The sequence below is a fragment of the Pseudanabaena sp. PCC 9330 genome, from assembly GCF_055795045.1.
Map to the genome: position 1 here is coordinate 25,938 of NZ_JAYFES010000082.1, position 24,882 is coordinate 50,819.

The 24,882-nt window shown below is 58.3% G+C and carries 15 protein-coding genes; 7 read left to right on the forward strand and 8 right to left on the reverse strand.

Annotation, left to right across the window (positions count from 1 at the left end; all coding sequences use genetic code 11):
- Nucleotides 1-51 precede the first annotated feature (51 nt).
- On the reverse strand, nucleotides 52-1,128 hold the full coding sequence (gene pdxA, locus AC0QKW_RS07350) for a 4-hydroxythreonine-4-phosphate dehydrogenase PdxA (protein WP_473150411.1): 1,077 nt from the start codon (nucleotides 1,126-1,128) through the stop codon (nucleotides 52-54).
- Nucleotides 1,129-1,606: 478 nt separating this feature from the next.
- Between pdxA and AC0QKW_RS07355 the strand changes: the two genes are divergently transcribed.
- The gene (locus tag AC0QKW_RS07355; protein WP_473150412.1) at nucleotides 1,607-2,830 is read left to right on the forward strand and encodes a YbaY family lipoprotein; all 1,224 of its coding nucleotides are present in this window, start codon (nucleotides 1,607-1,609) and stop codon (nucleotides 2,828-2,830) included.
- A 175-nt stretch (nucleotides 2,831-3,005) separates the two neighbouring features.
- Nucleotides 3,006-5,558: a glucosylglycerol hydrolase gene (gghA, locus tag AC0QKW_RS07360; RefSeq protein WP_473150439.1), complete on the forward strand. Its 2,553-nt coding sequence runs from the start codon at nucleotides 3,006-3,008 to the stop codon at nucleotides 5,556-5,558.
- A 163-nt stretch (nucleotides 5,559-5,721) separates the two neighbouring features.
- Here the strand turns inward: gghA and AC0QKW_RS07365 are convergent, their stop codons facing one another.
- The 5 genes from AC0QKW_RS07365 to AC0QKW_RS07385 form a co-directional block, all read right to left on the reverse strand.
- Entirely contained in the window at nucleotides 5,722-6,054 is a 333-nt protein-coding gene (locus AC0QKW_RS07365) for a P-II family nitrogen regulator (protein WP_473150413.1), read from the reverse strand.
- Nucleotides 6,055-6,139: 85 nt separating this feature from the next.
- On the reverse strand, nucleotides 6,140-7,336 hold the full coding sequence (locus tag AC0QKW_RS07370; protein ID WP_473150414.1) for a sodium-dependent bicarbonate transport family permease: 1,197 nt from the start codon (nucleotides 7,334-7,336) through the stop codon (nucleotides 6,140-6,142).
- Nucleotides 7,337-7,860: 524 nt separating this feature from the next.
- Nucleotides 7,861-8,106, reverse strand: coding sequence for a hypothetical protein (locus AC0QKW_RS07375; protein WP_473150415.1), 246 nt, complete (start codon nucleotides 8,104-8,106; stop codon nucleotides 7,861-7,863).
- A gap of 441 nt (nucleotides 8,107-8,547) precedes the next feature.
- Nucleotides 8,548-9,207 carry an MOSC domain-containing protein gene (locus AC0QKW_RS07380; protein ID WP_473150416.1) on the reverse strand — a complete coding sequence of 220 codons (660 nt, stop codon included), beginning with the start codon at nucleotides 9,205-9,207 and terminating at the stop codon, nucleotides 8,548-8,550.
- 268 nt (nucleotides 9,208-9,475) lie between these two features.
- The gene (locus AC0QKW_RS07385) at nucleotides 9,476-9,850 is read right to left on the reverse strand and encodes a group I truncated hemoglobin (protein ID WP_473150417.1); all 375 of its coding nucleotides are present in this window, start codon (nucleotides 9,848-9,850) and stop codon (nucleotides 9,476-9,478) included.
- A 1,058-nt stretch (nucleotides 9,851-10,908) separates the two neighbouring features.
- Here AC0QKW_RS07385 and grrP point away from each other — a divergent pair.
- From grrP to grrM, 3 genes are read left to right on the forward strand one after another with little or no spacing between them, the layout of a single operon-like run.
- Nucleotides 10,909-11,811 (forward strand): extracellular substrate binding-like orphan protein GrrP, encoded by a 903-nt coding sequence (gene grrP / locus AC0QKW_RS07390; protein WP_473150418.1) that lies wholly within the window; start codon nucleotides 10,909-10,911, stop codon nucleotides 11,809-11,811.
- 45 nt (nucleotides 11,812-11,856) lie between these two features.
- Entirely contained in the window at nucleotides 11,857-12,228 is a 372-nt protein-coding gene (grrA, locus tag AC0QKW_RS07395) for a GrrA/OscA1 family cyclophane-containing rSAM-modified RiPP (RefSeq protein WP_473150419.1), read from the forward strand.
- 21 nt (nucleotides 12,229-12,249) lie between these two features.
- Entirely contained in the window at nucleotides 12,250-13,449 is a 1,200-nt protein-coding gene (gene grrM, locus AC0QKW_RS07400; protein ID WP_473150420.1) for a cyclophane-forming radical SAM/SPASM peptide maturase GrrM/OscB, read from the forward strand.
- A 47-nt stretch (nucleotides 13,450-13,496) separates the two neighbouring features.
- On the opposite strand, the gene AC0QKW_RS07405 is transcribed toward grrM, so the two are convergent.
- Nucleotides 13,497-15,248, reverse strand: a complete 1,752-nt coding sequence (locus tag AC0QKW_RS07405; protein ID WP_473150421.1) for a two-component system response regulator — start codon at nucleotides 15,246-15,248, stop codon at nucleotides 13,497-13,499.
- 15 nt (nucleotides 15,249-15,263) lie between these two features.
- Nucleotides 15,264-18,887, reverse strand: a complete 3,624-nt coding sequence (locus tag AC0QKW_RS07410) for a PAS domain-containing protein (RefSeq protein ID WP_473150422.1) — start codon at nucleotides 18,885-18,887, stop codon at nucleotides 15,264-15,266.
- Between the two features lie 751 nt (nucleotides 18,888-19,638).
- On the opposite strand from AC0QKW_RS07410, the gene AC0QKW_RS07415 reads away from it, so the two are divergent.
- Together AC0QKW_RS07415 and AC0QKW_RS07420 are read left to right on the forward strand one after the other, a co-directional pair.
- The gene (locus AC0QKW_RS07415; RefSeq protein WP_473150423.1) at nucleotides 19,639-24,450 is read left to right on the forward strand and encodes a PAS domain-containing protein; all 4,812 of its coding nucleotides are present in this window, start codon (nucleotides 19,639-19,641) and stop codon (nucleotides 24,448-24,450) included.
- The gene (locus AC0QKW_RS07420) at nucleotides 24,414-24,782 is read left to right on the forward strand and encodes a response regulator (RefSeq protein WP_473150424.1); all 369 of its coding nucleotides are present in this window, start codon (nucleotides 24,414-24,416) and stop codon (nucleotides 24,780-24,782) included. The genes AC0QKW_RS07415 and AC0QKW_RS07420 overlap by 37 nt, the downstream gene beginning before the upstream one ends.
- Nucleotides 24,783-24,882: the final 100 nt, after the last annotated feature.

Consider the following 24,882-nt stretch of genomic DNA (forward strand, 5'->3'; position numbering starts at 1 on the left):
GCCAAAATCCAAACAGTTTACCGCGCCTCTTCATCCTTCGCTGCCCACCCATCAGGCCCTACCGGCTCGACTCTTGACCACTGCCACCGCCACATCCATCGCTGCCACCATGCTGCTGGCATCGGCAATCCCCTGACCGGCAATATTAAAGGCAGTACCGTGATCAGGTGAAGTGCGCACAAAGGGCAGACCCACCGTCGTATTCACCGCCCGGTCAAAGGCCATCAGCTTGACCGGAATCAGCCCCTGGTCGTGGTACAGAGCCAGATAGGCGTCGTGGGCAGTGGCTATGGCTCTGCTGTCGGTGCCAAACCAGGCCTGCCCAGGGCGCACCCACATCGTGTCGGGGGGAAGCGGGCCGTCGATCTGCACCTGGGGGTAGCGCTGGCGCTGCTGCTCCAGCCAGAGAATCAGCCAATCCACTTCTTCTCGGCCCAGCTGCCCGCCTTCGCCACTGTGGGGGTTGAGCCCAGCCACGGCAAGGCGGGGCTGGGTCAGGCCAAAGTCTTGCTTTAGGCTGTGGATCAGCAGGTCGAGCTTTTGAGTCAGCAGCTCGGGCGTCAGCGCTTGAGGCACCTGGCTGAGGGGAATGTGGGTGGTGGCTAGCAGCGCCCGCAGCCACCAGCCCGTGTGGGGAGACTGGGCGACAAAGGCCATCCCAAAGCGATCGCTCTTGGCCCCCTCGGCTAGCAGTTCGGTCTGACCGGGGTAGTTATGTCCGGCGATTTTCCAGGCTGACTTGGCGATCGGCCCGGTGACGATCGCATCGTACTGCCCTGCCCCCGCGCCTTTGATGGCGGCTTGTAGGTAGGCAAAGCTGGCCGCCCCGGTAGCGGCGCTGGGCTGGCCGAAGTCTACAGTCTCTAGGGGTAGGGGCGGGGGGATTTCGACAAAATTTAGGGGCTCTAACGCAGGGAGAGGCCCAGAGTAGCTAGATTGCACTAGGGAAATTGCCGTTTGGTTCAACAGCGATCGCGTCCCAAAGAGTGTGATCTCGGCGATCGCACCCCAATCCTGCTGCCCCAGCGCCTTGAGCACCACCTCGGGGCCAATGCCTGCCGGGTCGCCCAGGGTTAGCGCCAGCCGAGGTCGATGGTCTAAAAAGGATGCCTTGGGGGGAGATGCCATAGATGAAGTTAGAACCAACGTTTACTTCATCAGGCTAACGCGCTAGCGCAGTATGGTTGGCCTTGGCTAGGAGCTACCCAAGGCAACGGGCTTTTAGGGAAACCTTTTATATCAAATCCTCCTTGTATGCCCCCGATTCAGCAGGGCAAACAACCGTTTGCCCCGACGGTTCGGTCTTTTAGAAATTGGGGTTATGTAACTCGGATTTGGTGTCAGGCGCTGCTGGCGGAGGTGGCCCGTATTTGGCAACGGGTTGCGGGTTAGCGTCTGACGAATCCAACATCAACCCGCCGAGATAGCTGTTTCAACTATCCAATGTCACCCACCCCATGTTGCTAAAACCGTAACCCCACACGGCTTCCTTATAGTTCGTTGGTAGATTGCTAATGGACTAAGGGGATAGTCAGTCTGCGTTCTAAGCCACGCCACTACCAACGGCTGCACATCCCCTGGTAGATCGTTTAGGTGTGAGACAACCATGAAAAAGCACATGTTTTCTGCCCTGGTGGGAGCCGGTCTGATAGCCGCTGCCCTGGGGAGTGGGATGACGGGGGCAGGAGAGGCCCTGGCTGAGACGCAGCCCGAGTGGCACAACTGCCTGACCCGCGAGGTGTTTACCCCCGAGAAGCAGGCCTGGTGCGATCGCTGGAGCACCCTGCAAAACGGCACCTATATCGTGCCCGTGGGTTTTGGCCCCGAGCCCAGCTTTGAAACGGTGACCCTCGAGTTTGGCCAGTATGAACGGCCCGGTGAACTGCTGGTGAGCCTAGCCAACGAGCCCAACTGGCTGACCTTTGGCGATATTGACGGTGACGGCAAAGACGATGCCGCCGTGATCTTTGGCGTCAACCAGGGGGGCGGCACTAACCTGGCCACCTATCTAGCGGCAGTGATGGATATCGACGGCGAGGCCCAGGCGCTGAGCCCCGTGGTGCTCGGAGAGCGGATTATGCTCAATGGCCCGATCGCCATCGACAATCAGCGCATTCAGGTGCCCCAGCTGACCCAGACCGAGGTGATCAATCGCAGCTTTGTGGTCGAGGGCGAAACCCTGAGCGAGCTGGCCCAGCTGCCCAGCCCCGAGCGGGCCGAGGTACCCGACGGCACCATTGTGTTTTCGCAAACATCCACCTACGCGGTGCGGGTGTTTACCCAAAATGGGCAGCCCCGCCTCAACCTGTTTAACCGGGCTACCGGGCGGCAAGTGCTGAACGCGGTACGGGCTATAGCCGTCTCTTCCGTAGAGGGCATCACCTTTACCTACGCGGGCTCGACTTCTGAGGGGCTGCCGTCGGCTCGAGTCAGCATCGCCCCCGATGGCGCTCAAACTTTGGAGGTAAACGACGTGGTGCAGACCGACAAAGCTACCGTAACCGGCACCGTCAGCTACCTGCCCCGCATTGCCATGCCTCCCAACGCCATTCTGGAGGTGCAGCTGGTGGATGTCAGCCGGGCCGATGCCCCGGCGATCGTGCTGGCGTCTCAGAGTACGGTGTTTGGCGGGCGGCAGGTGCCGATCCCCTTTGAGCTAGTCTATAGCCCGGAGCAGATCGACCCGCGCTTTTCCTACGCGGTGCAGGCCCGCATCATGGTCGATGGGCAGCTGCGGTTTATCAACACCAGCCGGGTGGCAGTGATCACCCAGGGCAACCCCACCACGGTGGATGTGCGGGTCGACCCGGTTTCGGCGCAGCCTCGGTAGGGCTCAATTAATCTGGATTTTCTCTAACCACAGATAGATATTGGCTAGGGCCGCTGAGGGGGCTTGTTAAACTAACGGCAGCTGCTGCCGGGAGTGCTCCATTCTCAGCGGCCTGTCAATCTATGCTGCGAAAATCCCCGTGACCGTCCAAGAACCTGCTCTCAATTCTCCTGCGATCGCCCAGCCAACCCTAGAGCCCCTGGTCTCGCTAGTTGAAGACGAAACTCAAAACCTGCTTGACTGGGCCGCAGCGGTAGAGCACTCTACCGAAACCTATTTTGAGCGGGGGCAGCATCTGGCTCGGCGGCTGGGGGCTCACTACCGCAGCGATGGCCTCACCGAGTTTGGCTTTTGGACGCCGGAGCTAGCGGCGGAGGTCATACAGTCAGAGCGATCGCTGGAGCTAGAAATTCTCACCCCGCTGCAACCTATCGACTTTCGTGCCGCTCAGCAGACCCTGCGATTTCAGCGCGATCGCCTGCCGGTAATGCAGCAGGGCGAATATGTCTGGGCTGTGGTGGCGGGGGTGGTGCCGGGTGGCCGCGATCGGGCGGGCTGCTTTTATTGGCTGCACTACGTCGATGCCGAAGGGCGGATCAACTACATTCGTGACCCCCTGGCCTACTCCCTGCCCTACGGCGTGTTTGCCCCCGCCGAAGTCTACGACATCGATCGGCTTCAGCGCGATCGAGCCGACCTGGGCTACCTGGCCCACAGCGCCAACCTCAGCCAAGCCGCGCCCTCCCCCGACGACCTCGATGACGGCATTGTGCGAGTTGCCCCCCCCAGCAACATTCTGCAAATCCACGTCACCACCGCCAGCGCCGAGGGCACCCTAGAGGGGCTGACCCGCATTTACACCACCATCTCTGCCAAGCTGGCCACCGGAGCCGATCTGGCCCCAGCCGAAATGGCCTACATTGGCTACGAAGCCATTCAGCTGCTGCCGGTAGAGCCTACCATCGAGTACCGCCGCGAAGACACCAACATCGAGCATGAGTTTTTTGCCATGGTCGAACCCGGCAATAGCGAGGCCCCTAGTACCCACCTCACCGCTACTCTGCGCCAGCCCCATACCCAAAACTGGGGCTACGATGTGCCGATTTTGGGCAGCGCCGCCACCAACCCAGCGGTGCTGGGCAGTCTGCGCCCCGACGAGGTGGTCGATTTCATCGCCACCCTGCACACCTTCTCTGCCGGGCCAATTCAGGTGATCTACGACCTGGTCTACGGCCACGCCGACAACCAGGCCCTAGAGCTGCTCACCCAGCAGTTTTTCAAAGGGCCGAATATGTATGGCCAGGATCTCAACCACCAGCTGCCCCAGGTGCGGGCCATTTTGCTAGAGATGCAGCGCCGCAAGCTCAACACCGGGGCCGATGGCATTCGGGTAGACGGCGGTCAAGACTTTCGCTTTTTTAACCCGCTCAGCGGTCGGGTCGAGCAAGACGACATGTATCTGCTGGCGATGAGCGATCTGGTGCAAGACATCGAAGGCTACCAGCGGCGCATGTTCACCATCTACGAAGACGGTCGCCCCTGGCCCGAGCCCGGCTGGGAAGAGACCTCTACCTATCGCGAGCTGCTGGAGGCCAAGCCGGGGTCGTTTCAGTGGGGGCCGCTGATTTTTGCCCACAACACCCCCACTCTCAAGGGCTTTTGGGATCGCAAGTGGTCACGGGTGTGTGAGGTGATTTCCCAGGGCGATCGCTGGATCACCGGCTGCGGCAACCACGACACCGTGCGCCGAGGCAACCAGATTTCCCTCGACACTGACATCAACTGGAACCTGGGCGACACGCTGCCCGCCGCCCTCAACCGCGCCTACAACAGCCCGGCCACCCGGCTGTGGGTCTATGGCTTTAGCCCTGGTCTGCCGATGGACTTTCTCAACGCCAGCCTGGAAACCCCCTGGGGATTTTTTCGCAACACTGACGATCGCTACGGCGTCAAGGTAGTCTCTGAAGAAGTGGGCTTTCTCGATTGGGAAATTGAGCCAGAGCTATACCGGCAGCCCCATGCCTTTCCCCAGCTCAAATCTCTGGGGTTTGAGACCCTGAGCCAACTAAAGAATTTTGCCAATGCCCTACGGGATGCCATGGTTGAGACTGACTACGATCTAGAACAGGTAGCCCTGATCTGTCAGCGTTGTCTGGGGGATGGGGCTGACCCCGGCCAGTGCCAAATTCCGGCGATGGAAGAGCTGAAGGAAGCCAGTCTGCCCCATTTTTTGGCCACCCTGGATGTGCCCAAACTGAAGCACTTTGCCATGGCCTTTATGGAAGATGGCCACGACATCTGCAACGCCGCCCACTATTTTGATAGCGCCAACCGCGACCAAACTCAGTTTGGCCTGGCCCTGCGCCAGTTTCGGCAGCAGCGCCCCTGGCTGCGAGGAAATTTGGTGGGACGCGATCGCTTTAACCGCATCAGCGACGATAACCAGACCATCTTCTACGGCCATCGCATCGAGCGCCCCGCCGATGACACCGCTGAGCCGACCGTTGCCGACGCCACCCCGCAGGAGGTGGTGATGGTGGCCCACATGGGCGGCGACCCGATCACCGCGACCCTGGGTGACTGGCTCCAACTCGATCTCGATCAGTGGCAGGTGGCGGTCGCGTCGCCAGGGCTGGTAGCCAAATTAGACCCCTCCGATCTCCGGGCCGTTGAGCTCAGCGACGGCGAAGGGCTGCTGTTGATCAGCAAATTAGACCACCATAGGTAAAAGATGTGGGCCAAACCCTTTTTGCTGCTGGAGGGTCATGGGGGGCGGCAGGCTGGGCGATCGCGCTCCCGCCGCTTTTCTCGCCAGTTGTCGACAGCACAAAAATCTGGCTACTAAAAAGCCGGGGTCACGCCCCGGCTTTTTAGGTCTGCGTCATCTCGATTTAACAGCCGTCTGGGCCGCAGAACTTGTGCGCGTACAGTACTTCTGCGTCACAGATATAGGCGATGCCCGCATAGTCGTTGAAAAACTGCAAGGCGACTCGATCCGAAATCTGCAGGGCCATGTCCTGATTTTCAGTGAGCACCTCAAACTTGACATTCGAGGTCGTGTCAGAGACGCTGGGTTGTCCGGACGAGCGCACGCTGCGACTACCTTTACCGCCAGTTTCTACCACTGTATAACCGGTCGCTCCACATTCATCGATGATTTTAGCGACTTGTTTCAGCAGCACTTTTTCGGTGACAATAACGAGCTTTTTGGCTGACTTGGCCATCTAGGTTAACCTCCTTATGACTATATTCATTGAACCACTGGGCCGCCGGGGCAGGGGAGCACCGGCAGACCCGATCCGCCTGCGATTAGCCACCCGTCATCGCCTGGGCAAGCCCAACGAAGAGCGGTATGCAGAGGGCGATCGCAACGGGCGTGCCGATGGCTGTAGATGCGCCGATGTAGGCGGAAGGATTGGCCGACGGAATACCAGCCCGCAGGGTGGGCGGCCCGGAGATGTCTGAGCTAGAGGCGGCAATGACGGCCAGGAGGGCGACGCCGCCAGGGCTAAACCCGGTTGCGTAGTGGGCAATCATGCCGAGACCGAAGGCGATAAACCCGTTCAGAAAGGGGGACACAAAGGCATACAGGGCGTACCACTGGGCCACCTGGCGCAGCTCATTGAGTCTGGCCCAGGCCTCCATACCCATGATCAGCATCAGAATCGAAAGCAGACCGCGGAAGAGGGGATCGTAGAAGCTCTCGTAGACGCTTTCTGGCCGGGTCAAGATGCCTAGGGCGAGACCGAGCAGCAGGGCCGAGAGGGCAGATCCCTGGATACTTTCCTTGACGATGGGCCAGATCTTGACCCGATTGCTGGGGGCACCGCCCGACCCGCTAGAATAACCGCCTGCGCTACCGCCCGCATACCCACCTGCAGCACTGCGCGGATCGCTGGTGGAATAACCGCCTACGGGAACGGGCTGGTCGATGGGTGCTCCGCCTGCGGCAACCGGCTGCATGCTGACATACTCTTCATTTTTGAGATACTTCTCATTTTTGAGATATTTATCGCGCTTCTGCTTATTGGTGTAGATGCTGGCCAAAACGATCGCCGTCACCAGCGCGGGGATATCCATAAACGGATAGAGTGCGCCGGCCCAGGCCTCATATTCAATGCCTTGCGACTCTAGTACCGTGATGCCAGCGACCATGGTAGAACCACTCACCGCACCGAATAAGCCCCCGGTTGCAACGGCATCTACGACTTTGATACCCGGTAGCTTGGCGAACGTGTAGCGCGCGATCAGTACGATCACGATCCCCGTTAATATGGCGAATAGCGCAGGCAGCAGCATCTCCCCAAGACTGGCATTGCGGATCGCCATGCCGCCGGTCAGGCCGACCTTGATCAGCAGCATGAAGACGATGAACTTATAGATCGCATCGGGAATGGCCAGTTCGCTGCCGAGGGCGGCAATGACGATACCACCAATCAAAAAGCCAAGAGTTGGGGACTGCAACTGCGCCCCAAATTTTGTTAAGAACTCAGACAAGAAATCCATTAAAACCTCCTTTTGCCTCCCCTAACGAGGAGTGGTTGTTGTGATGGCTGAAATTGGTTGAACGTTAAAGAAAACGAGGGTGCAGCGATACACCCCTGCATCACAGGTGTTGTCGATAGGGTTGTTCGGAGGTGGCCGCCATCCGAACAGGACTGGAAGATGGCGCTCTTCCGCAGTCCCTTTGATAGAACTTTGTCTATCAAGACCTCAATCTCTATGTGCTCAAGTCTATCCTGAAATCCGCAGGGTTTTTACGCTTCGTCGCCGTATTTGGCACTGCGTTTCAAATGAGAGTCATAAGTTTTACTTCTGTTTGATGCTTCCTGATATATTTCTGACTGATGTAAATCGTAGGCCCAGAGTTTTCTCAATGGATTGTCGATGCTGCGCCGCTGCAAAATTTGGCGGAGCTGCGATCGCCCTCGTTGGGTAACCAGTCAAAACCAGGAGCAGGGCTAACGACCGTTTGCCCCTACGGGATACCCGGCTTGATTAGAGATGTTTGAATTCGGATTTGGTATGGGCTAGTCAACCCACATTTCGGGGGGAATGGTTGTGGGCGCAGGAGTCGCGGGTGGACTGTAGCTGGCCAGGTTAAACCATCCCACGGCTAGTAAAAACCCGAACACACCGCCCCATAAAAAAGTCCAGGCGTGGAACGGCTCAAGCACGCACAGCAGGCGGCGATCGCTGCTATAGACCTGCACTAGCCAGCCTTCGCTGGTATGGTCAAATCTGGTTCGCAGTTTATTGGGTTCAAACTTGTTCACGGTGTCTGCTCCATGCTGATCAGTTGTGTGTAGTGGTGGCGAGCCAAAGCCCGCCCGTGACGGCAACACCCGTTAGAAAGTCACCGGTGAATGGAGAGTGTCTGAAGAAGAGCGGCTGATACCGAATCCGAATTCCATACCCCTGATACCCAATCGGCCAACCGGTAGGGCGTTGGCGTAGCCTGGCCGAAGGCCTTACCGCTGTTCGTCCTGCTGAATCGGGGGCAGGCGAGCAAGATTTGGTATGAGTCGCTCAAACCCGACATTGGTATTGATATAGAAGCGGTCAGACAGAAGGCAAGAGTCTATGCTTTTTTCTTAAACGATATTTATAAGTCTATACACTGGATACGCTGGTTGACCGGTGGCCATAGCGCCAAAAGGATAAGTGTTTTTTATCGAATGCTTCTGCTAATCTGCGCCAAGCTCTCTTGACAGAGGTTAATTGCGCTGCCGCAGCTTTTCTCGCCAGTTGTCAGACAGCAGCGGGCAATGGGCTAACTCAGCGGCGGCGGCTTTGTCGTTGAGATCGTGGTGCATGATCTGGTGGGCGCGGGTGATAGTCCACTGGGGGAAGGGGCGATCGCACAGCTCGACCGCCTGCCCCGCTGCCACCGACCCCTCCTGAAGCACCCGAAAGTACCAGCCAGAACGACCGTTGGCCAGCACCTGTTGAGCCAAATCGGCAATCCGCCAGCGGCGGGAGAGCTTCCAGCAGGGTTTGCGAGGTTGCGACACCTGCACTGTGGCCCCCCCGACTTGATAGACATCGCCGACGCAGACCTCGAACTCTGTCTGGCCGACAATGGTGAAATTTTCGCCAAAGGCACCGGGGGGCAGGTCGTGGATGGAGAGGTGCGATCGCCAATAGTCGTAATGCGCGGCGCTGTAGGCCAGTACGGCTTTATCTACCCCACCGTGGTTTTTTAGGTCGGCTTGGCCATCTCCTTCCAGGTGGGTGGTGCCCAGCCAGAGTGGCCCTGCTACCGGCTGCTTAAAAAAGCCCGTCGTCCAGGGGCGATCCATTGGGTCGGGGGCATTGTCTCGGCCCAGGGTCTGGGGTAGGCCGACTTGAATGGTGGCCACCATTGCGCAGGTCATGGGGGTACTCTCCTCCACCGGGCCGATCGTCTTGGCTATGGTACAGCACCTGCGATCGCCCAAACTCACCATAAACCTGACATTTCGATCTTACCCCCGTTAAGGTGGCTAACCGATGCAGAAAGGTCTCTAGAGCGGTGATGAAATCGGGGCTCTGGCCACCACCACCCGGGAGCTTACTCCCTGGCTCACAGCCTGCTCTAGCAAACTGAGGAACTCGGCTGCCAATCGTCTGAAGTGGATTGGCAGCTTTGAGCCTTAGCCAGTCTTACTGATTCAACACATCGCGCTTGTGTTGAGGGGCGGCGGCAATAGCGGCCACCTGGGCTCTCAATTCCTCTGATATACCCAATTCCTCCAGGGTGATCATCAAGTCTTCGGCCACGGCATCGAAGTGCTCGCTGTTTAGCCCCTGGTGTTTAACCAGTTCTTGATGGGCTTCGCGCATGTAGCGACCATCGTACTTGTCGGTGCCGCCAAAGGCATAAGTCAAGAATGCTTTTTGGTGTGCTCGCTGCTTAGCCATGTCTGTATCGGCAAAGAAATGCTTAATGCGGTCATCCTGAAGCACTCGCTCGTAAAATTTGTCGACGGCTAAATCAACCGCCGCTGCGCCACCCAATTGGTCAAATAATGTCGTCATTGGTTGTCCTGAGTTACTCAACTCAATAGTTACTAACTATAAGATAGCGTTGAGAGTCTCCCCTATACCCCGCTTTGGGGGCGTCCACCGGGCTTAGCAGTGGTCAGTAAGCCCCACTGGTCTCGGGTTAAGTTGCTGGGGTAGCCTCACTCCGGTGTTGCTGACGACTATCTGCAACCTACCCGGAGTAAGCTTTGTTCCTCACGCCCTAACTTTGCAAATACCCTCGAACAGGTATCACCCGTCGAGTTCGCTGCTGATGTACTGATTGACGAAAGCTTCAGCGGATCCTAGATCCAGAGCTTTAAGGACGTGGACTATTGCCAGAATAGTGTCGCCTGTGGGGTCGATTTTGCCTCTGCCCCAGCGGTAAATGCGGTTACGTCCGGCTGCAATTTGAGTTGATTAGGTCGCTACTGCCCTAGGCAAAGCCCGAGGGTCGTGCCCAAACAGTTTGCCTGTAGGTTGTGCCCAATACCATCTCTGTAGGGTGGCTGTGGCGCAAAATGATAAGACATCACTTGGCCAAGATGATATGAAATATAGAACTTTAGAGTCTAAACTAGGCGGTGCAAATCTCCCAGATTTGCGCCCCTAAAACAAGGGTTGTGCGCTTCGACAAAGGATCCGCCTACACGTTTCTTGATGGAGATATGTGAAGGGAAAAAACGATCTTTTATGAAGGCTAAAGCTGAAGTAGATTGTTGAGGACGGATATATACGCCTGCCTTTGCCAAAAACGCAAGGCCACCAAGGCGTTGCCCTAAAGGGCTGAAGTCTGTCGCTATTTGCCCTAGGGTTGTCGGCTACTTTTCTAGCCCTCTTTCCTCTGCTGGTATGTTGGTAGAGAAATGAAATAAAAGATGTGGTGGAGATGGCGGGCTGTTCTCTGCCTGGGGCGTAGTCATTAGACTCTCTTGGCCATTAATCTTTCTGACCCTTGGATGGTGTTTGAAAAGTGATGTGCTGTAGCTTTAGTTATCTGCCGATTCCCCCTGCCTCCCTTAAAAAGGGGGATGAAAACTCTCTTTATTAGGCTCAGCTACTGGTGTAGGACAATGATGAAAACATACGCGATTGGTATTGTCAGCTTAGCCCTAACCCTGGGGCTATCCGCAGCAGCCCAGGCTGAGACCGTGATTGAGAAGGTGGCCCGCACGGGGGTATTGACGGTGGGTACCCGCTTTGATCTGGTGCCCTATTCTTACATCGACACCGACGGTAATTTAGTCGGCTATTCGGTGGATATTGTGAACCGCATTGAGGCCCAGCTAGAGCAAGAGCTAGGCCGCGACATTGTGGTGCAGCGGCGAGAAGCCCAGGGGCTAACCGAGCGGATTCCCATGATTATCAGTCGTGAGATTGACCTGTCCTGCGATACGCAATTTACCTGGGAGCGCGATCGCCATGTGGACTTTTCCATGAGCTATGGGCTGTCGGGCATTCGCCTGCTCACCCGCGAGGGCAGCACCCTGGGCACGCCCGAGTCCCTGGTGGGCCAGCGGATTGGGGTGATCCAAAACTCCCTGGGCCAGCAGGTGATGGCGCTGGTGCAGCCCCAGGCTACCCTGGTGCCCCTGGGGTCTCTCGATGACGCCTTTGCGGCCCTCCAGTCGGGCGAGGTGGCGGCGATCGCCGGGGACTCGGTGCTGTTGGGGGGCATGGTGGCCCAACAGGGAGGCACCGAGGTATACGAACTGGCCCCGGCGCAGCCCTACCAGCGCTATGGCGTGGCCTGCATTGTGCCGCAAAACAACTCCACCTTTTTGAATATGGTCGACTATGCGATCGCGGGCCTGCTGCAGGGCTACGTCAGCGGCGACTCCGCCGCCCTCGCCACCGTCAATCAGTGGGTTGGCCCCGGCGGCATTGTGCCACTCCCCCAAGACTTGATCACCGACTTCTTTGAGATGGTGCTCATTCAGCGGGCGCAGGTGCCCCCGACCACCCCCACGCCCTAGCGGCCCCTCCCTTCTCTCCCCCGTCCCCTACCCCCAGACCGACCGATGCCTATCTCCAACCGCACCAGTTTTGTCGGCTTTTTAGTCGCCCTGTCGGCCCTCAGCGTGCCGGGTGCCGCCCTTGCCACCAGCCCAGACACGGCTACCCCCACCGTCGCCGCCGCGGCCACCATTGAAGATCGCCTGGCGCGCCTGTCCGCAGCGTTGCAGGCGCGGGCCGAACAGTTGCCCGCCGAGAGCCAGCCTAGCTCAGGAAACTTGATGGCCATTGGCTTTGCCGACGGGGCGGGTCGGGGCTGGGTAAATGGCGTTCGTGGTGGCTGGGCCGATGGCCACGGTGGCAGTTTCGTCAATCGCAATAACTGGCGCAATGGCTGGGGCGATGGCGGTGGTTTTGCCAACTGGCGCAATTATTAACCCTAAAGGAACCCGGCAGCCATGACCTCTGTCTATCGCGCCCCAGCCCCCCAGCCCCATGCAAACCCGGTAGATACAACAGATTTTGGCCCTATTTATCTGGCCGTAGTTCAGCCCACGTCGTTTTGCAATTTGGACTGTGATTACTGCTATTTGCCCGATCGCCATCTGAGACACCAGATGTCCCCGGACCTGATCGAGCCGATTTTTAAGACGCTGTTTTCCAGCCAGTTTCTCCGGGCCAATTTCAGCATTTGCTGGCACGCGGGGGAGCCCCTGGCGGCGGGTCTCCAGTTCTACACAGCGGCCTTTGCCCACATTGAGCAACTGGCTGCTACCCACAAACCCGAAGGCATTTGCTTTAACCATTCCTTGCAGACCAATGGGCTGTTGCTCAACCAGGCCTGGTGCGATCTCTTTAAGCAATACCCGGTGCATGTGGGGGTCAGCATCGACGGGCCAGCCTTTCTCCACGATGCCCACCGCAAAACCCGCACCGGCCTGGGCAGTCATGCCGGCACCCTCCGGGGCATCAAACTCCTGCAAGAAAACGATATTCCCCTCAGCGTGATTGCCGTTTTAACGGCGGATTCTTTGGACTATGCCGACGAAATGTTTGAGTTTTTTGAGTCCCAGGGCATTACCAACGTCGGCTTTAATATGGAAGAGACCGAGGGCATCCATGCCCAATCCTCCCTCAGCGCCGAGGGCGTTGAGGCCCGCTATCGCACCTTTTTGAAGCGGTTTTGGGATTTGGTGGCGGCAAATAATAGCCCTATGAAAGTCAGGGAATTTGAAGCGATCTGTTCGTTGGTGTACAACAACGCCCGACTCACCAGCACCGACATGAACCACCCCTTCAAAATTGTCAGCATCGATTATCAGGGAAATTTCTCAACCTTTGACCCAGAACTGCTCTCGATGCCGAGCGACCACTACGGCGATTTTGTGCTCGGCAACGTGGCCCATCAAACCTTTGAAGCCGCCTGCCAAACGCCGAAGTTTCAGCGGTTGTATGGCGAGATGCAGGCAGGGGTCGCCCTGTGTCAGCAAAGCTGCGACTATTTTGGTCTCTGCGGCGGCGGCGCTGGCAGCAACAAATACTGGGAAAATGGCACCTTTGCCTCCACCGAAACCCAGGCCTGCCGCTATCGCATTAAGGCAGTAGCCGATATCGCCTTAGATGCCCTTGAACAGGCTCTGGGAATGGATAACCCGTGAATTGCACTGATTTTTAGCCGATCATTAATGGCAGTCCACCGCAATGCCTAGGTCAGCACCATGAGGGGGCTATCTTTGCCGTTGAGAAAGCGGGCCTCAATGTCAGTCGCTGGTAGGGGTTTAGAGAATAGATAGCCCTGCCCCAGCTCACAGTTGAGCTGCAGCAGCCGCGCCAGCTGGGACTCGGTTTCGATCCCTTCGGCGGTAACGGTGAGGCCCAGCTGCTGGCCCAGGGTAATAATGGTGTCTACGACTTTGTATTTAGAGCTCAAAACTTGGATTTGGCTCGTAAACGAACGATCGATTTTGAGGTCATTGACCATAAATCGGTGCAGGTAGCCCAGGGAGGAATAGCCGGTGCCAAAGTCATCGATGCTGATCTGAATCTGCCGCGATCGCAGCGCCTCCACCAGAGCAATGGCGGTTTCAGCATTGTCCATGATGGCGCTTTCGGTAATTTCCAGCTTGAGGCGGGCGGGGTCAATGCCGGTAGCGGAGAGAATTTGGTCAATGTCGTCGAGCAGAGTCGGGCAGGCAAACTGTCGCACCGACAGGTTGACACCCATAGTCAAATGGGTCCAGCCCTGCTGCTGCCAGTGGTACAGCTGTTGACAGGCCTGCTTGAGAACGAGCAGACCCACCGGCACCACCAGCCCGGTGGTTTCCATCAGCGGAATAAATTCGCCAGGGGCCACCAGTCCACGGCTGGGGTGCTGCCAGCGCACCAGCGCCTCTAAACCAACCATGGTGAGAGTTTTAAGGTGAACAATGGGCTGGTAGTGCACCACAAATTCCTGGCGCTCAAGGGCGAGCTTGAGGTCATTTTCGAGGGCCAGGCGATCCACCATAGTTTGGTGCATTTGCGGGTCAAAAAATTGATAGCTGCCGACTCCCTGCTGCTTGGCTCGATACATGGCAATGCCAGCATCCTGAAGCAGGTGTTCGGGGCAGGCGTAGCTGCTGTGGCCGAGTACAATGCCCAGGCAGGCCGTGATAAAAAGATCGAGCCCTGACACGGTGAAGGGGGTCTTAAAGCTGTCTAAGATGGTTTGGCTCAGCGATTCGATGTACTCCCTATCGCTGGTCTGGCGCAGCAAAAAACAGAACTCATTGCCCCCCAGACAGGCCAGCAGCCCGTCGCCGGGTACGAGTTGCTGAAGTCGCTCTACGATCGCCTTGAGCAGCTGGTTGCTCAGGGTGTAGCCAAAGGAGCCGTTGATCAGCTTGAACTGGTCGCAGTCGAGATAAATCACCGCAAAGGCCGAGCTCCTGGCCTGTAGTAGCTCAGCCAAGCTCTGGGTTAGGGCGGCCCGGCTGGGCAACTGGGTTAGGGCATCTTGGGAAATGATCGCCTGGAGCTGGGCCGTACGCTCTAGCACCTTGGCTTCGAGCTGGGCGTTAAAGGTTTTGAGCTGCCGATACTGCTCCCGCAGCAGCAGCATCGATTGCACCCTGGCAATTAGCTCTAGCCGGTTGATGGGTTTGCTGATAAAGTCATTGGCTCCGGCGCCAAAGCAGCGGGCGAGGTCCTGTTTTTCGCTCAGGGCCGTCACCATAATCACCGGCAGGGTAGCCCAGTTGGGCGACGACTTGATCTGGCGGCAGACCTCAAACCCGTCGAGGCCAGGCATCATCACATCGAGCAAAACCAGATCGGGTTGCAGGGTGTCGAGGGCGGCGATCGCCGCTTCTCCGGTGCTGGCGTAGTGTAGCTGATACCCCTGGGCATCGAGCAGGGTGTCGATGACATCAAAGTTGTTGGGGTCGTCGTCAACGATCAATATGGAGGCGGGTGTCATAGGTCTGCTGATAGGTTAGAGGGTGGAGGGCGCGATCGGGTTGAGCCAGTGTTGAATGGCGGCGGCCAGCTGCTTGAGCTTCAGCGGTTTGTCCAGGTGCTGGTTAGCCCCGGCCGCCAGGAAGCGATCGCCATCGCTTGCCGCCGTCGGCTCCGTCAGCACAATGATCGGGCGATCGGCCAGGTGCGGATCGTCGCGGATGCGGCGAATCGCCTCCAGACTATCCAGTCCCAGCAGCGGCGTATCGATCGCGATCAGATCGGGATTTTCGGCCTGGGCCAGCGCCAGGGCCGCTTCGCTATGGCGCGCCACTAGCAAACGGTACCCCTTGGCGGTCAGGTAGTTGACCACGGTACTGATCGTGGCCTCCTGGTCGCCCACCAGCAGAATGAGGGGCAATGGCTGGGGCGGGGCAACCGCTGGGGCAACATCGCTGAGGGAAGCGGCAGACAGACTCAGCGGTCGTGGCCCAGTCGGGTCGGCAGGCAGGTCAATGGTAAAACAACTGCCGACGCCGACCTCACTGGTCAACCCCACCTGGCCGCCGTGCAGCTCGGTGATCTGCTTGACCAGGGTGAGGCCCAGCCCCGTGCCCTGGTATTGACGGTTGAGAGCACTGTCGATCTGAATAAAGGGCTGAAACAACTTCTGGCGATCGCCGGGGGCAATGCCAATGCCCGTATCTCTGACGGCAAAGCGCACTACGGCCTGGGTTTCGCTGCCGATGGAGGACACCTCTGGCGTGACCGTCAGGCTGACACGGCCCCCCTCAGGCGTAAATTTGACCGCGTTGGTGAGCAGGTTGATCAACATCTGGCGCACGCGGCGCTCATCGATTACCAGGTCGGGTAGATGGGGGGGAATGCAGCGCAGGAGCTGAATGCGTTTTTTGTCGGCCTGCTGCTGCACAAAGGTGAGGCTTGACTGGCACAGGGGGGCGATCGCCGTGGGGGTCAGGTGCAGAGTAATCTGGCCCGACTCGATTTTGGCCACATCGAGAATGTCGTTGATCAGCGCCAGCAGGTGGGAGGCGCTGGTCTCAACGATGGTGAGAGCCTTGAGCTGGCGATCGTTGATCGCGCCAAACACCTGCTCTTGCAGCCCCTCGGTCATGCCTAAAATGGCGTTGAGCGGCGTGCGCAATTCATGGCTCATGTTGGCGAGAAACTCGTCCTTGAGACGGGTGGCGCGCAGCAGCTCGGCGTTGGTCTGTCGCAGTCGCTCCTCAGCGCACTTGCGATCGGTGATATCGGCTAGGTAGCCGATGATCTCCTGGGGCTGACCGCAGGCGTCGTAGGCGACGCGGGCCTCATCCTGCAACCACAGGTAGTGGCCGTCCCGGTGTCGAAAGCGATACTCCATAGCGTAGAAGCCGTCCTCGACGGTGGCGGGAATGCCAGCCCAAATGCCGTCAGCCTCGTCGGGATGGTAGTACTCGCGCCAGTCGGTAAAGTTGGCGATAAACGCCTCTGACTCGTAGCCCAGAATATCCGCCAGGTTTTGGCTAATAAAGGTGGGTCTGTAATTGCCGACGGGTTCAACGCTGTAGATAATGGCGGGGCTAGAGTCGAGCAAAAAGCCCAGGCGATCGCGCAGGCGCTGGTTTTCGGCTTCAATCCGCCGGCGTTCGGCGTCGAGCCGCGCCCTTTCGCTGACATCGCGAAAAATGCCCTGCACCACTCGATTGGTCCCTAAATTGATGGTCGTCGCGGTAATATCCACCGGAATCTGTCGGCCATCGGCGTGCAGAATGGGGATGTTCAACGCCTGAAAATGGGGCACATCAATCGACGCTTGAAAGAGGTCAACCAGCTCTGCCCGGTGGTCGGGCGGATGCAGCTGGGACTGGTGCATCTGGGTCAGCTGATCGCGGTAGCGGCCAAACAGCTCCTCCGTTCGGCGATTTACCTCCAGAATGTGGCCTTCCATATCGGCCACCAGAATGGCATCGCTCGCCCCTTCCATCAGGCCTCGGTAACGCAGTTCGCGCTCCTGGAGGGCCGCGGTGCGCTCGGCCACCTGCCGCTCCAGCGATTGGTTAAGTTCCTTGAGCTGCTGTTCGGCCCGATCGCGCTCCCGCAGGGCCGCTTTTTGACCGCTGATGTCGCGCACCAGAGCCAGCACCTCATCGTCCCGGTAGGGCACCACCCGCACTTCTTCGATCTGCATTTTCTCCGCCGTAGACAGATCGTGCTCATAGAACTGGATGGTTTGGGTGGCCAGGGCCAGAGCGATCGCATCGAGCCGCTGCTGGGCCGCCGCCGGGGGCAGCGACTCGCGCACGTGGGTGCCGATCAGCTCGGGCAGATTGCCCACCACATTGAACGTAGGACTGGCAACAAACTCCAGGTAGATGCCATCTTTGCTCAACCGGGCCAGCAGATCGGGCAGGGCCTCGACCAGCGCCCGCTGGTGGGCCTCACTCTGCTGGAGGGCTAGGGCGGTGCGCTGGCGTTCGGCTTCGCTGCGTTTGCGTTCGGCTTCGCCGCGTTTACGCTCGCTGATGTCGCGAATTAAAAACAGCACCTCGTTCTCGCCGCACCGCACCGCCCGCAGTTCTTCCTGCTGGAGGCGATCGCCCACCCAAATCTCCTGCTCGTAGGTTTGCACCTCGCGGGTGACCAGGGCCCGATGGATGGCCTGGAGCTTGAGTTCAGCCAGATCTGCGGGTAAAAACTCTGATACGTGATGGCCAATCCGGTCTTGGGAGGGGACAACTATATCCAGGGGGTGATTTTGACTCAGCACTTCGCGGTAGTGACCATCGGCCCCCATGCGAATCAGCAGATCGGGCATGACCGAGAGGACGGCCCAGCTGTGGGCCTCACGCTGGGTCAGCAGGCGCTCGGCCTGTTTGCGGTCGGTCACCTCCTGCACCACGCCAAGCCACTGCACATCGCCATTGGACAGGCGCTCGGGCTGGCTATTAACCTGAACCCATTTGGTCTTGCCTGAGGGGGTAACGATGCGCCCCTCGTGGCGCAGGGGGGTGAGGGTAGCGGTACTGTGGGCCAGGGCCGCACCGACCCTGGCCCGGTCTTGGGGAGGCAACAGGGCAGCGATGGCGCTCAAGTCGGGCAAGGCGGTTGCAACGGGAAGCTCGAAGAGGCTGGCTCCGGTGGGGCTTAAATACGTTAGTGCGCGATCGCCATTGCTCCGCAAAATCGCGGTAAACACAGTCCCTGGCTGGGTTGCCACCAGGGTTTGAAACCGGGCCTCGCTCCGCTGCAAGGCTCGTTTTGCTCGCTGGTGATCGCGGCGATCTTGGGCGGCCCGTAGCTCCCGACGCAGCACCGCTGGCAGGCGAGCCAGGCTGTCTTTCGTGATGTAGTCTTGGGCACCGGCCTTCATCAGGGCCACGGCCTGCTGTTCATCGAGCCTGCTAGAGACGATAATAAAGGGCACATCTAGCCCCTGCTCGCGCACGATGGTCAGCGCCGCTAGGGCATCAAACCCCGGCAGGTTGTGTTCAGCGATAATCGCATCCCAGCGGCGAGTCGAGAGCATGGGTTCGAGGGCAGCAACGGTTTGTACCCGCTCCCAAGTCACCGCTAGGCTATCGCTACGCAGCGTCTCAACAGTCAGTAACGCGTCGTCTTCGCTATCTTCCACAATTAGAACAGTTAAGACGTCAGCCATCTTGTCTCTACAACGCACGAAGACAAACCTATCTGAGGTGGTAGACGGGCTACCCATGCCCAGTTTTAGAGTACCCGACCCCAGCCCGTAACCCTTGCAGGTCAGTGAAATCGGGATAATAAACTGCGGCCTTATAGACAATAGGTTTCGATCGCACCCGGGCATTGAGACTGAGACCGGTGACGGACTTGTCGATAAGATCATTGGCCCCAGTGGCAAAGCAGCGAGCTAAATTGACCTTTTCGGCTCAAAACTGGTGGATTCATCGGCTCAAAACTGGTGGATTCATCGTCAACAATCAAGGGTAGAAATTGGTTGAGGTCTAGCCATAGAAGCATTGGTTGAACTGCTTCAGCAATAGCACCTCAGCTGCCCACTAAGTGCAAAAAAGTCAGCATTCTATGTAGAACCTGCATAACCCATTGGGAGTCAGATTTGACCACAACTTGTCATGACAAGCCTCGGTCGAGTCGAGGGGATACACCATGCCTTTAAAGGCATGGCATGACAACTTAAAGGCTGGAGCAAAGTATAGCCAATAGATTAAATATTCTAAATACTTACTCAACATTGATCCAAAACTGCCACGCATCGATAGGTGGTAGCCGATCGTAAGGAAGCTGGCAGGCTCAGTATCTTTAAATACAAGCCCTGGGAGAGAATTAAATAAATATAAAAACTGTCTGATTGCCCAGGCCCTGGGAAAACTAGTCTGACTAGACTGAACAGAGATTTCCCATTCGCTGCTTGTATGCGTCACGCTTTCGTCAACAATACCGCTTCTGTAAGCTGCACAACATCGGTGAGCGATGTCGTGCGTTTAATGGGGGATAGCCAACCGCAATTGTCCGGTGTTTTTATTGTTGACGGGGACAATTTAGTCGGCAGTTTTACCGAGGGCGCGCTGCTGTCGCTGGTGGCCCAGGGGCGATCGCTCGCCGAGCTGACCATGGCTGAGGTGATGCAGACGCCGGTAATCAGCGTGCGGCAATCTGAACTCAGCGATGTTTCGGTGCCGGCCAGGCTGCTACAGCAGCACGCCACCGACTGTCTGGCCGTGGTGGACGAGCAGGGCACGCTAGCCGGAGTGATTACTGCAAAAAGTCTGCAACCCCACCTGTGGGAGGCGTTTCGGGGGCAGCAGGCGGAACTCGCGCACCAGCGAGAGCTGGCTGCATGCCTCAGCCAAAGCACTGCCCAGTACCAGTCTTTGCTCCAGGCGCTGCCCGACTTGGTGGTGCGCACCTCGGCGGAGGGGGTCTATCTCGAACGCGTGGGCTCTGCTGACTTCGAACTCTACTGTGGTGATGCGGATCTGGTGGGCAAACGGGGCGATGAGATCTTGCCTGCCGAGCTAGCGGCCCAGCGCCTGGCGTGCATTCAGCAGGCCCTACAGACAAGAGAACTGCAAATCTACGAGCATCAGATTGTCATCAACGGCAGCCTGCGCAGGGAGGAAGTCAGAATTAACGTCTGCGGCGACGACGAAGTGCTGGTGATCGTGCGCGACATTACCGATCGCAAAACCCTAGAAGACACCAACCGCGCCATTCTCGAAGCGATCCCCGATTTGCTGGTTCGCGTCAATCGCCAGGGGGAATGTTTGGGCATGTTGAGTGGCGACTCGGTGAAGCGAGTACTGCTGCCTCCTCCAGATTTCTCTGTCTACACTATCTACGACGTGCTGCCCCACACCCTGGCTGAGCAGAAAGTCAAGAAGGCCCAGCAAGCTCTTGATACGGAGACTGTTCAAATCTACGAGCAGCAGATTGAGATTGACGGCGAGCTGTGTTGGGAAGAGGTGCGAGTTAGCCCCGTCAACCCAGATGAAGTTTTGTTTGTAATTCGCGATATTAGCGAGCGCAAACGTAGCGAGGCCGAGCGCTTGCAGGCAGAACTCGCCCTCGCCCAGAGCGAGGCCACCCAGCGAGCTGTTCTCGCGGCGATTCCCGACCTGCTGGTGCGGGTGAGTGCCGAGGGGCGGTACCTCGATTTTATCGGCCCCGATCGCAGCTTTAATCTCTTTGAGCCCGCCCGGGTGCTCCCCGACGGGGCGATCGCCGACCTGCTGCCGCCGGAGCTGGCCCAGTCGCAGCTGGCCGCCATTCGTCAAGCGCTAGAAACGCGAGAATTGCAGGTTTACATACAGCAGATTCAGGCAGGCGATCGCCTGCGCTACGAAGAGGTGCGGGCCGTCCCGCTTGGCGACCATGAGGTGCTGCTGATGATTCGCGATATCACCGAGCAGCAAGCCGCCCTGCGGGAACGCAAACAGGCCGAGGCAAGGCTGCGTCAGAGCGAGGCCCAGGGCCGGGCCATCCTATCCGCCATCCCCGATCTGATGTTTCGCACCACCGCCGATGGGGTCTATCTGGAGTACATCGCCAGCCGCCGCGTCACCGATCTGCTGCCCTCGACGGTAAATTCTGTGGGGCAAGCGATGGTCGATCTACTGCCGCCCGAGGTGGCCCAACGCCACCTGGTCGCCATTCGGCGGGCCTTAGATACCCGCATGCTGCAAGTCTATGAGCAGCAGATCCAGATTGGCGATCGCTTGCAGTACGAAGAAGTGCGGGTGATCGCCAGTGGTGACAACGAAGTGCTGTTTATGATCCGCGATATCAGCGATCGTAAACAGGCTGAACTTGACATCCAGGCGCTAAACCATGAGCTAGAGGCGCGGGTGGCCCAGCGCACGGCGGCGCTTCAGGAAAGCGAGGAGCGCTGGCAGCTTGCCCTCCAGGGGAGCAATGCTTCCCTTTGGGACTGGAATGTGAAAACCGGTAAGGTCTTTCGCACCCAACGCTGGCACGAGCTGCGGGGGTTGACGGCGGAGACGGTGAGCGACAGGCCCGAAGAATGGTCCGATCGCATTCACCCCGACGATCGCGATCGCGTGTTGACGGCAATGGCTGACCATCTGGCCCAGAAGACGGCCTTCTACCAGCAGGAATATCGCCTCCGCCATGAAGACGGCCACTACCTGTGGGTTTTAGATCGGGGTCAGGCCGTTTGGGATGAGGCCGGGAACCCCACCCGCATCATCGGCTCCGAAATGGACATTACCCAGCGGAAAAAAGCCGAACTAGAGGCCCAAACCCTGAAGCAGCAGCTGGAGTTTGTGCTGTCCTCCAGCCCGGCGGCCATCTTTAGCTGTCAGCCCGCCGGTGACTATACACCCACCTTCATGAGCGACAACATTGTCAACGTCAGTGGCTATACATCGACTGAGTTTTTGTCTTGCCCCGACTTTTGGCAGATCCACCTCCATCCCGACGATGCCCCGCGCCTGTTGGCCGAGCTGCCGGCCCTGTTTGAGCGGGGGCATCACATCCATGAATATCGGTTTTTGCACAAAGCTGGGCACTACATCTGGGTACGCAGCGAACTGCGGCTGATTCGCGATGCCCAGGGCACCCCGGTCGAGATCGTCGGCTATTTTGCCGACATTGGCGATCGCAAAGCCATCGAAAATCAGCTGCGCAGGAGCGAAGCTGCCCTGGCAGAAGCCCAGCGCATGGTGCATTTGGGCAGTTGGGAGGTCGATGTTGCCACCCGCCAGCTGAGCTGGTCGGATGAACTGTTCCAGATCTTTGGGTTTGATCCTAGGGATCCTGAACCTGGCTATGCGGAGCATTTCAATCTGATTTACCCGGAGGATCGCGATCGCTTAGAGCAGTGTATCGATCGGGCTGTGGGGGAGGGCACTCCCTTCGAAATCGAGCTGCGAATTCTCCGGGTGGACGGTACCACCGGCTATCTAGACGCCCAAGGTAAAGCCAAACGGGATGACCAGGGGCAAATTGCCAAAATCTTTGGGACGGCCCTCGACATTACAGAGCGCAAAGTTGCCGAGCTAGAGCGCCAAAACCTCTCCCATCGTCTGACCCTCGCCCTGAATTCCGGGGCGATCGGCTGTTGGGATTGGGATATTCAGCAAAACACCATCTTCTGGGATGAGCGGATGTATGAACTGTACGGCATCGCTGCCGCCGATATGGCCGCCTCGGTGCCCTACGACATTTGGGCCAACAGCGTTCATCCCGCCGATCGCCTGGCGACGGAAACCCTGCTGCAACAGACTGTGCTGGGGCAAGCCGTCTACGATCCTGAGTTTCGGGTCATTCACGCCGACGGCAGCATTCACCACATCAAGGCCTACGGCATGGTGGTGCTCGACGCCGAGGGCAACCCCAAAAGCATGATTGGGGTAAACCTGGATATCAGCGAAAGGGCGCGGCTCGACGCCGAACGCAAGCGCAGCGAAGCCGAGCGCCAGCAGGCCGAAGAGCGCCTCCAGCAGATCAATGCCCAGCTTCTCTTAACCAATGCCGAACTCGATCGCGCTACCCGCCTCAAGGATGAGTTTTTGGCCAACATGAGCCATGAGCTCCGCACCCCGCTCAACGCCATCTTGGGCATGTCTGAGGGGCTCAAAGAAGATGTTTTTGGCGGCCTGAGCGATCGCCAACGGCAGGCGGTGGAGACGATCGAGCGCAGCGGCACCCACCTGCTCGATCTCATCAACGACATCCTTGAACTATCGAAAATTGAGGCCGGCAAACTTGAGTTAGAGATGGCCTTGGTCAATGTTCACTATCTGTGCGAGTCGAGTTTAACCTTTGTCCGACAGATGGCGCTTTCCAAGGGGATCAGCCTGAGCTTAGAAATCGGTCAGGCCATGCCCGAGGTCGTGGTGGATGAACGGCGTCTGCGCCAGGTGCTGATCAATCTCCTCAGCAACGCCGTCAAATTTACGCCCGCCGGTGGGCGGGTTACCCTGCGGGCTCGCGTTGAGCAGCAAAACAGCAGAAACCATCTCAAATTGTCGGTTGCTGACACCGGCATTGGCATTGCCCCAGCGGATCTTGCCAAACTCTTTCAGCCCTTTGTGCAAATCGACAGTCGTTTAAGCCGCCAATACAGCGGCACCGGCCTGGGGCTGGCCCTGGTGCGCAAGCTGACTGAACTCCACGGGGGCCATGTGTCGGTGACCAGCGAGGTCAATCGGGGCAGCTGCTTCACCCTCGATCTTCCCTACCTGCCAGAAATAGCTCTACCGGCGATCGCCACCCCCATGCCCCAACGCAGCCTGCTCGATACGAATAACTCCCGCGTGCTGGTGATCGAAGACTCTGCCGCGGCGGCGGATCTGATCGCTCGCTATCTCGAAGAGCAAGGGATGGAAGCCATCATCTGCCCCAGCGGCGATCGGGTGATGGCCGATGTAACTACGTTGCGGCCAGCGCTGATTATTCTCGATCTTTTGCTGCCCAATCTGTCGGGCTGGGAGGTGCTGCGCCAGCTCAAAACCGATCCTGAAACCCGGGCCATTCCGGTCATTGTGGTGTCCGTCGTAGACGAGCGATCCCATGGGCTGTCTCTCGGCGCGGCAGAGTATTTGGTCAAGCCCATTAGCCGCCAACAGCTCCAGCAGGCGATCGAAAGCCTGCAACACAGCCACCAGGCTCCGCTGTCCCGGGGATGGCGGCCTCTTCCCCCGCCTCGGCCAGCTCGACCGGCGAGATGCCGCTCATTTTGCTGGCCGAAGACAATGACATGAACGTAGCGACGGTTTCTAGCTACCTCACCGCCCTGGGGTACCGCCTGATCTACGCCAAAAACGGCCGGGTCGCCGTCGAGCTAGCCCAAACTCAGTCGCCTCACCTGATCTTGATGGATATTCAAATGCCTGGCATGGACGGCCTAGAGGCTATGCAGCTCATTCGCCGCGACCCTCGCTGTGCCCACATTCCCATTGTGGCCCTAACCGCCCTGGCCATGCCTGGCGATCGCGATCGCTGCCTAGCCGCAGGCGCGAACCACTACCTCTCAAAACCCTTCAAAATGAAAGCGCTCAAGGCGTTAATGCAGCAGCTCTTGCAGCCGACCTGATCGGTCGTTGCCATAAAAAGCCAAAGAGCCGCTCATGCCAAATCCGCATCGCACAACCCCGATTCCCCAATGGCAGAACGGTAGGGTGCATAGCGCCTTG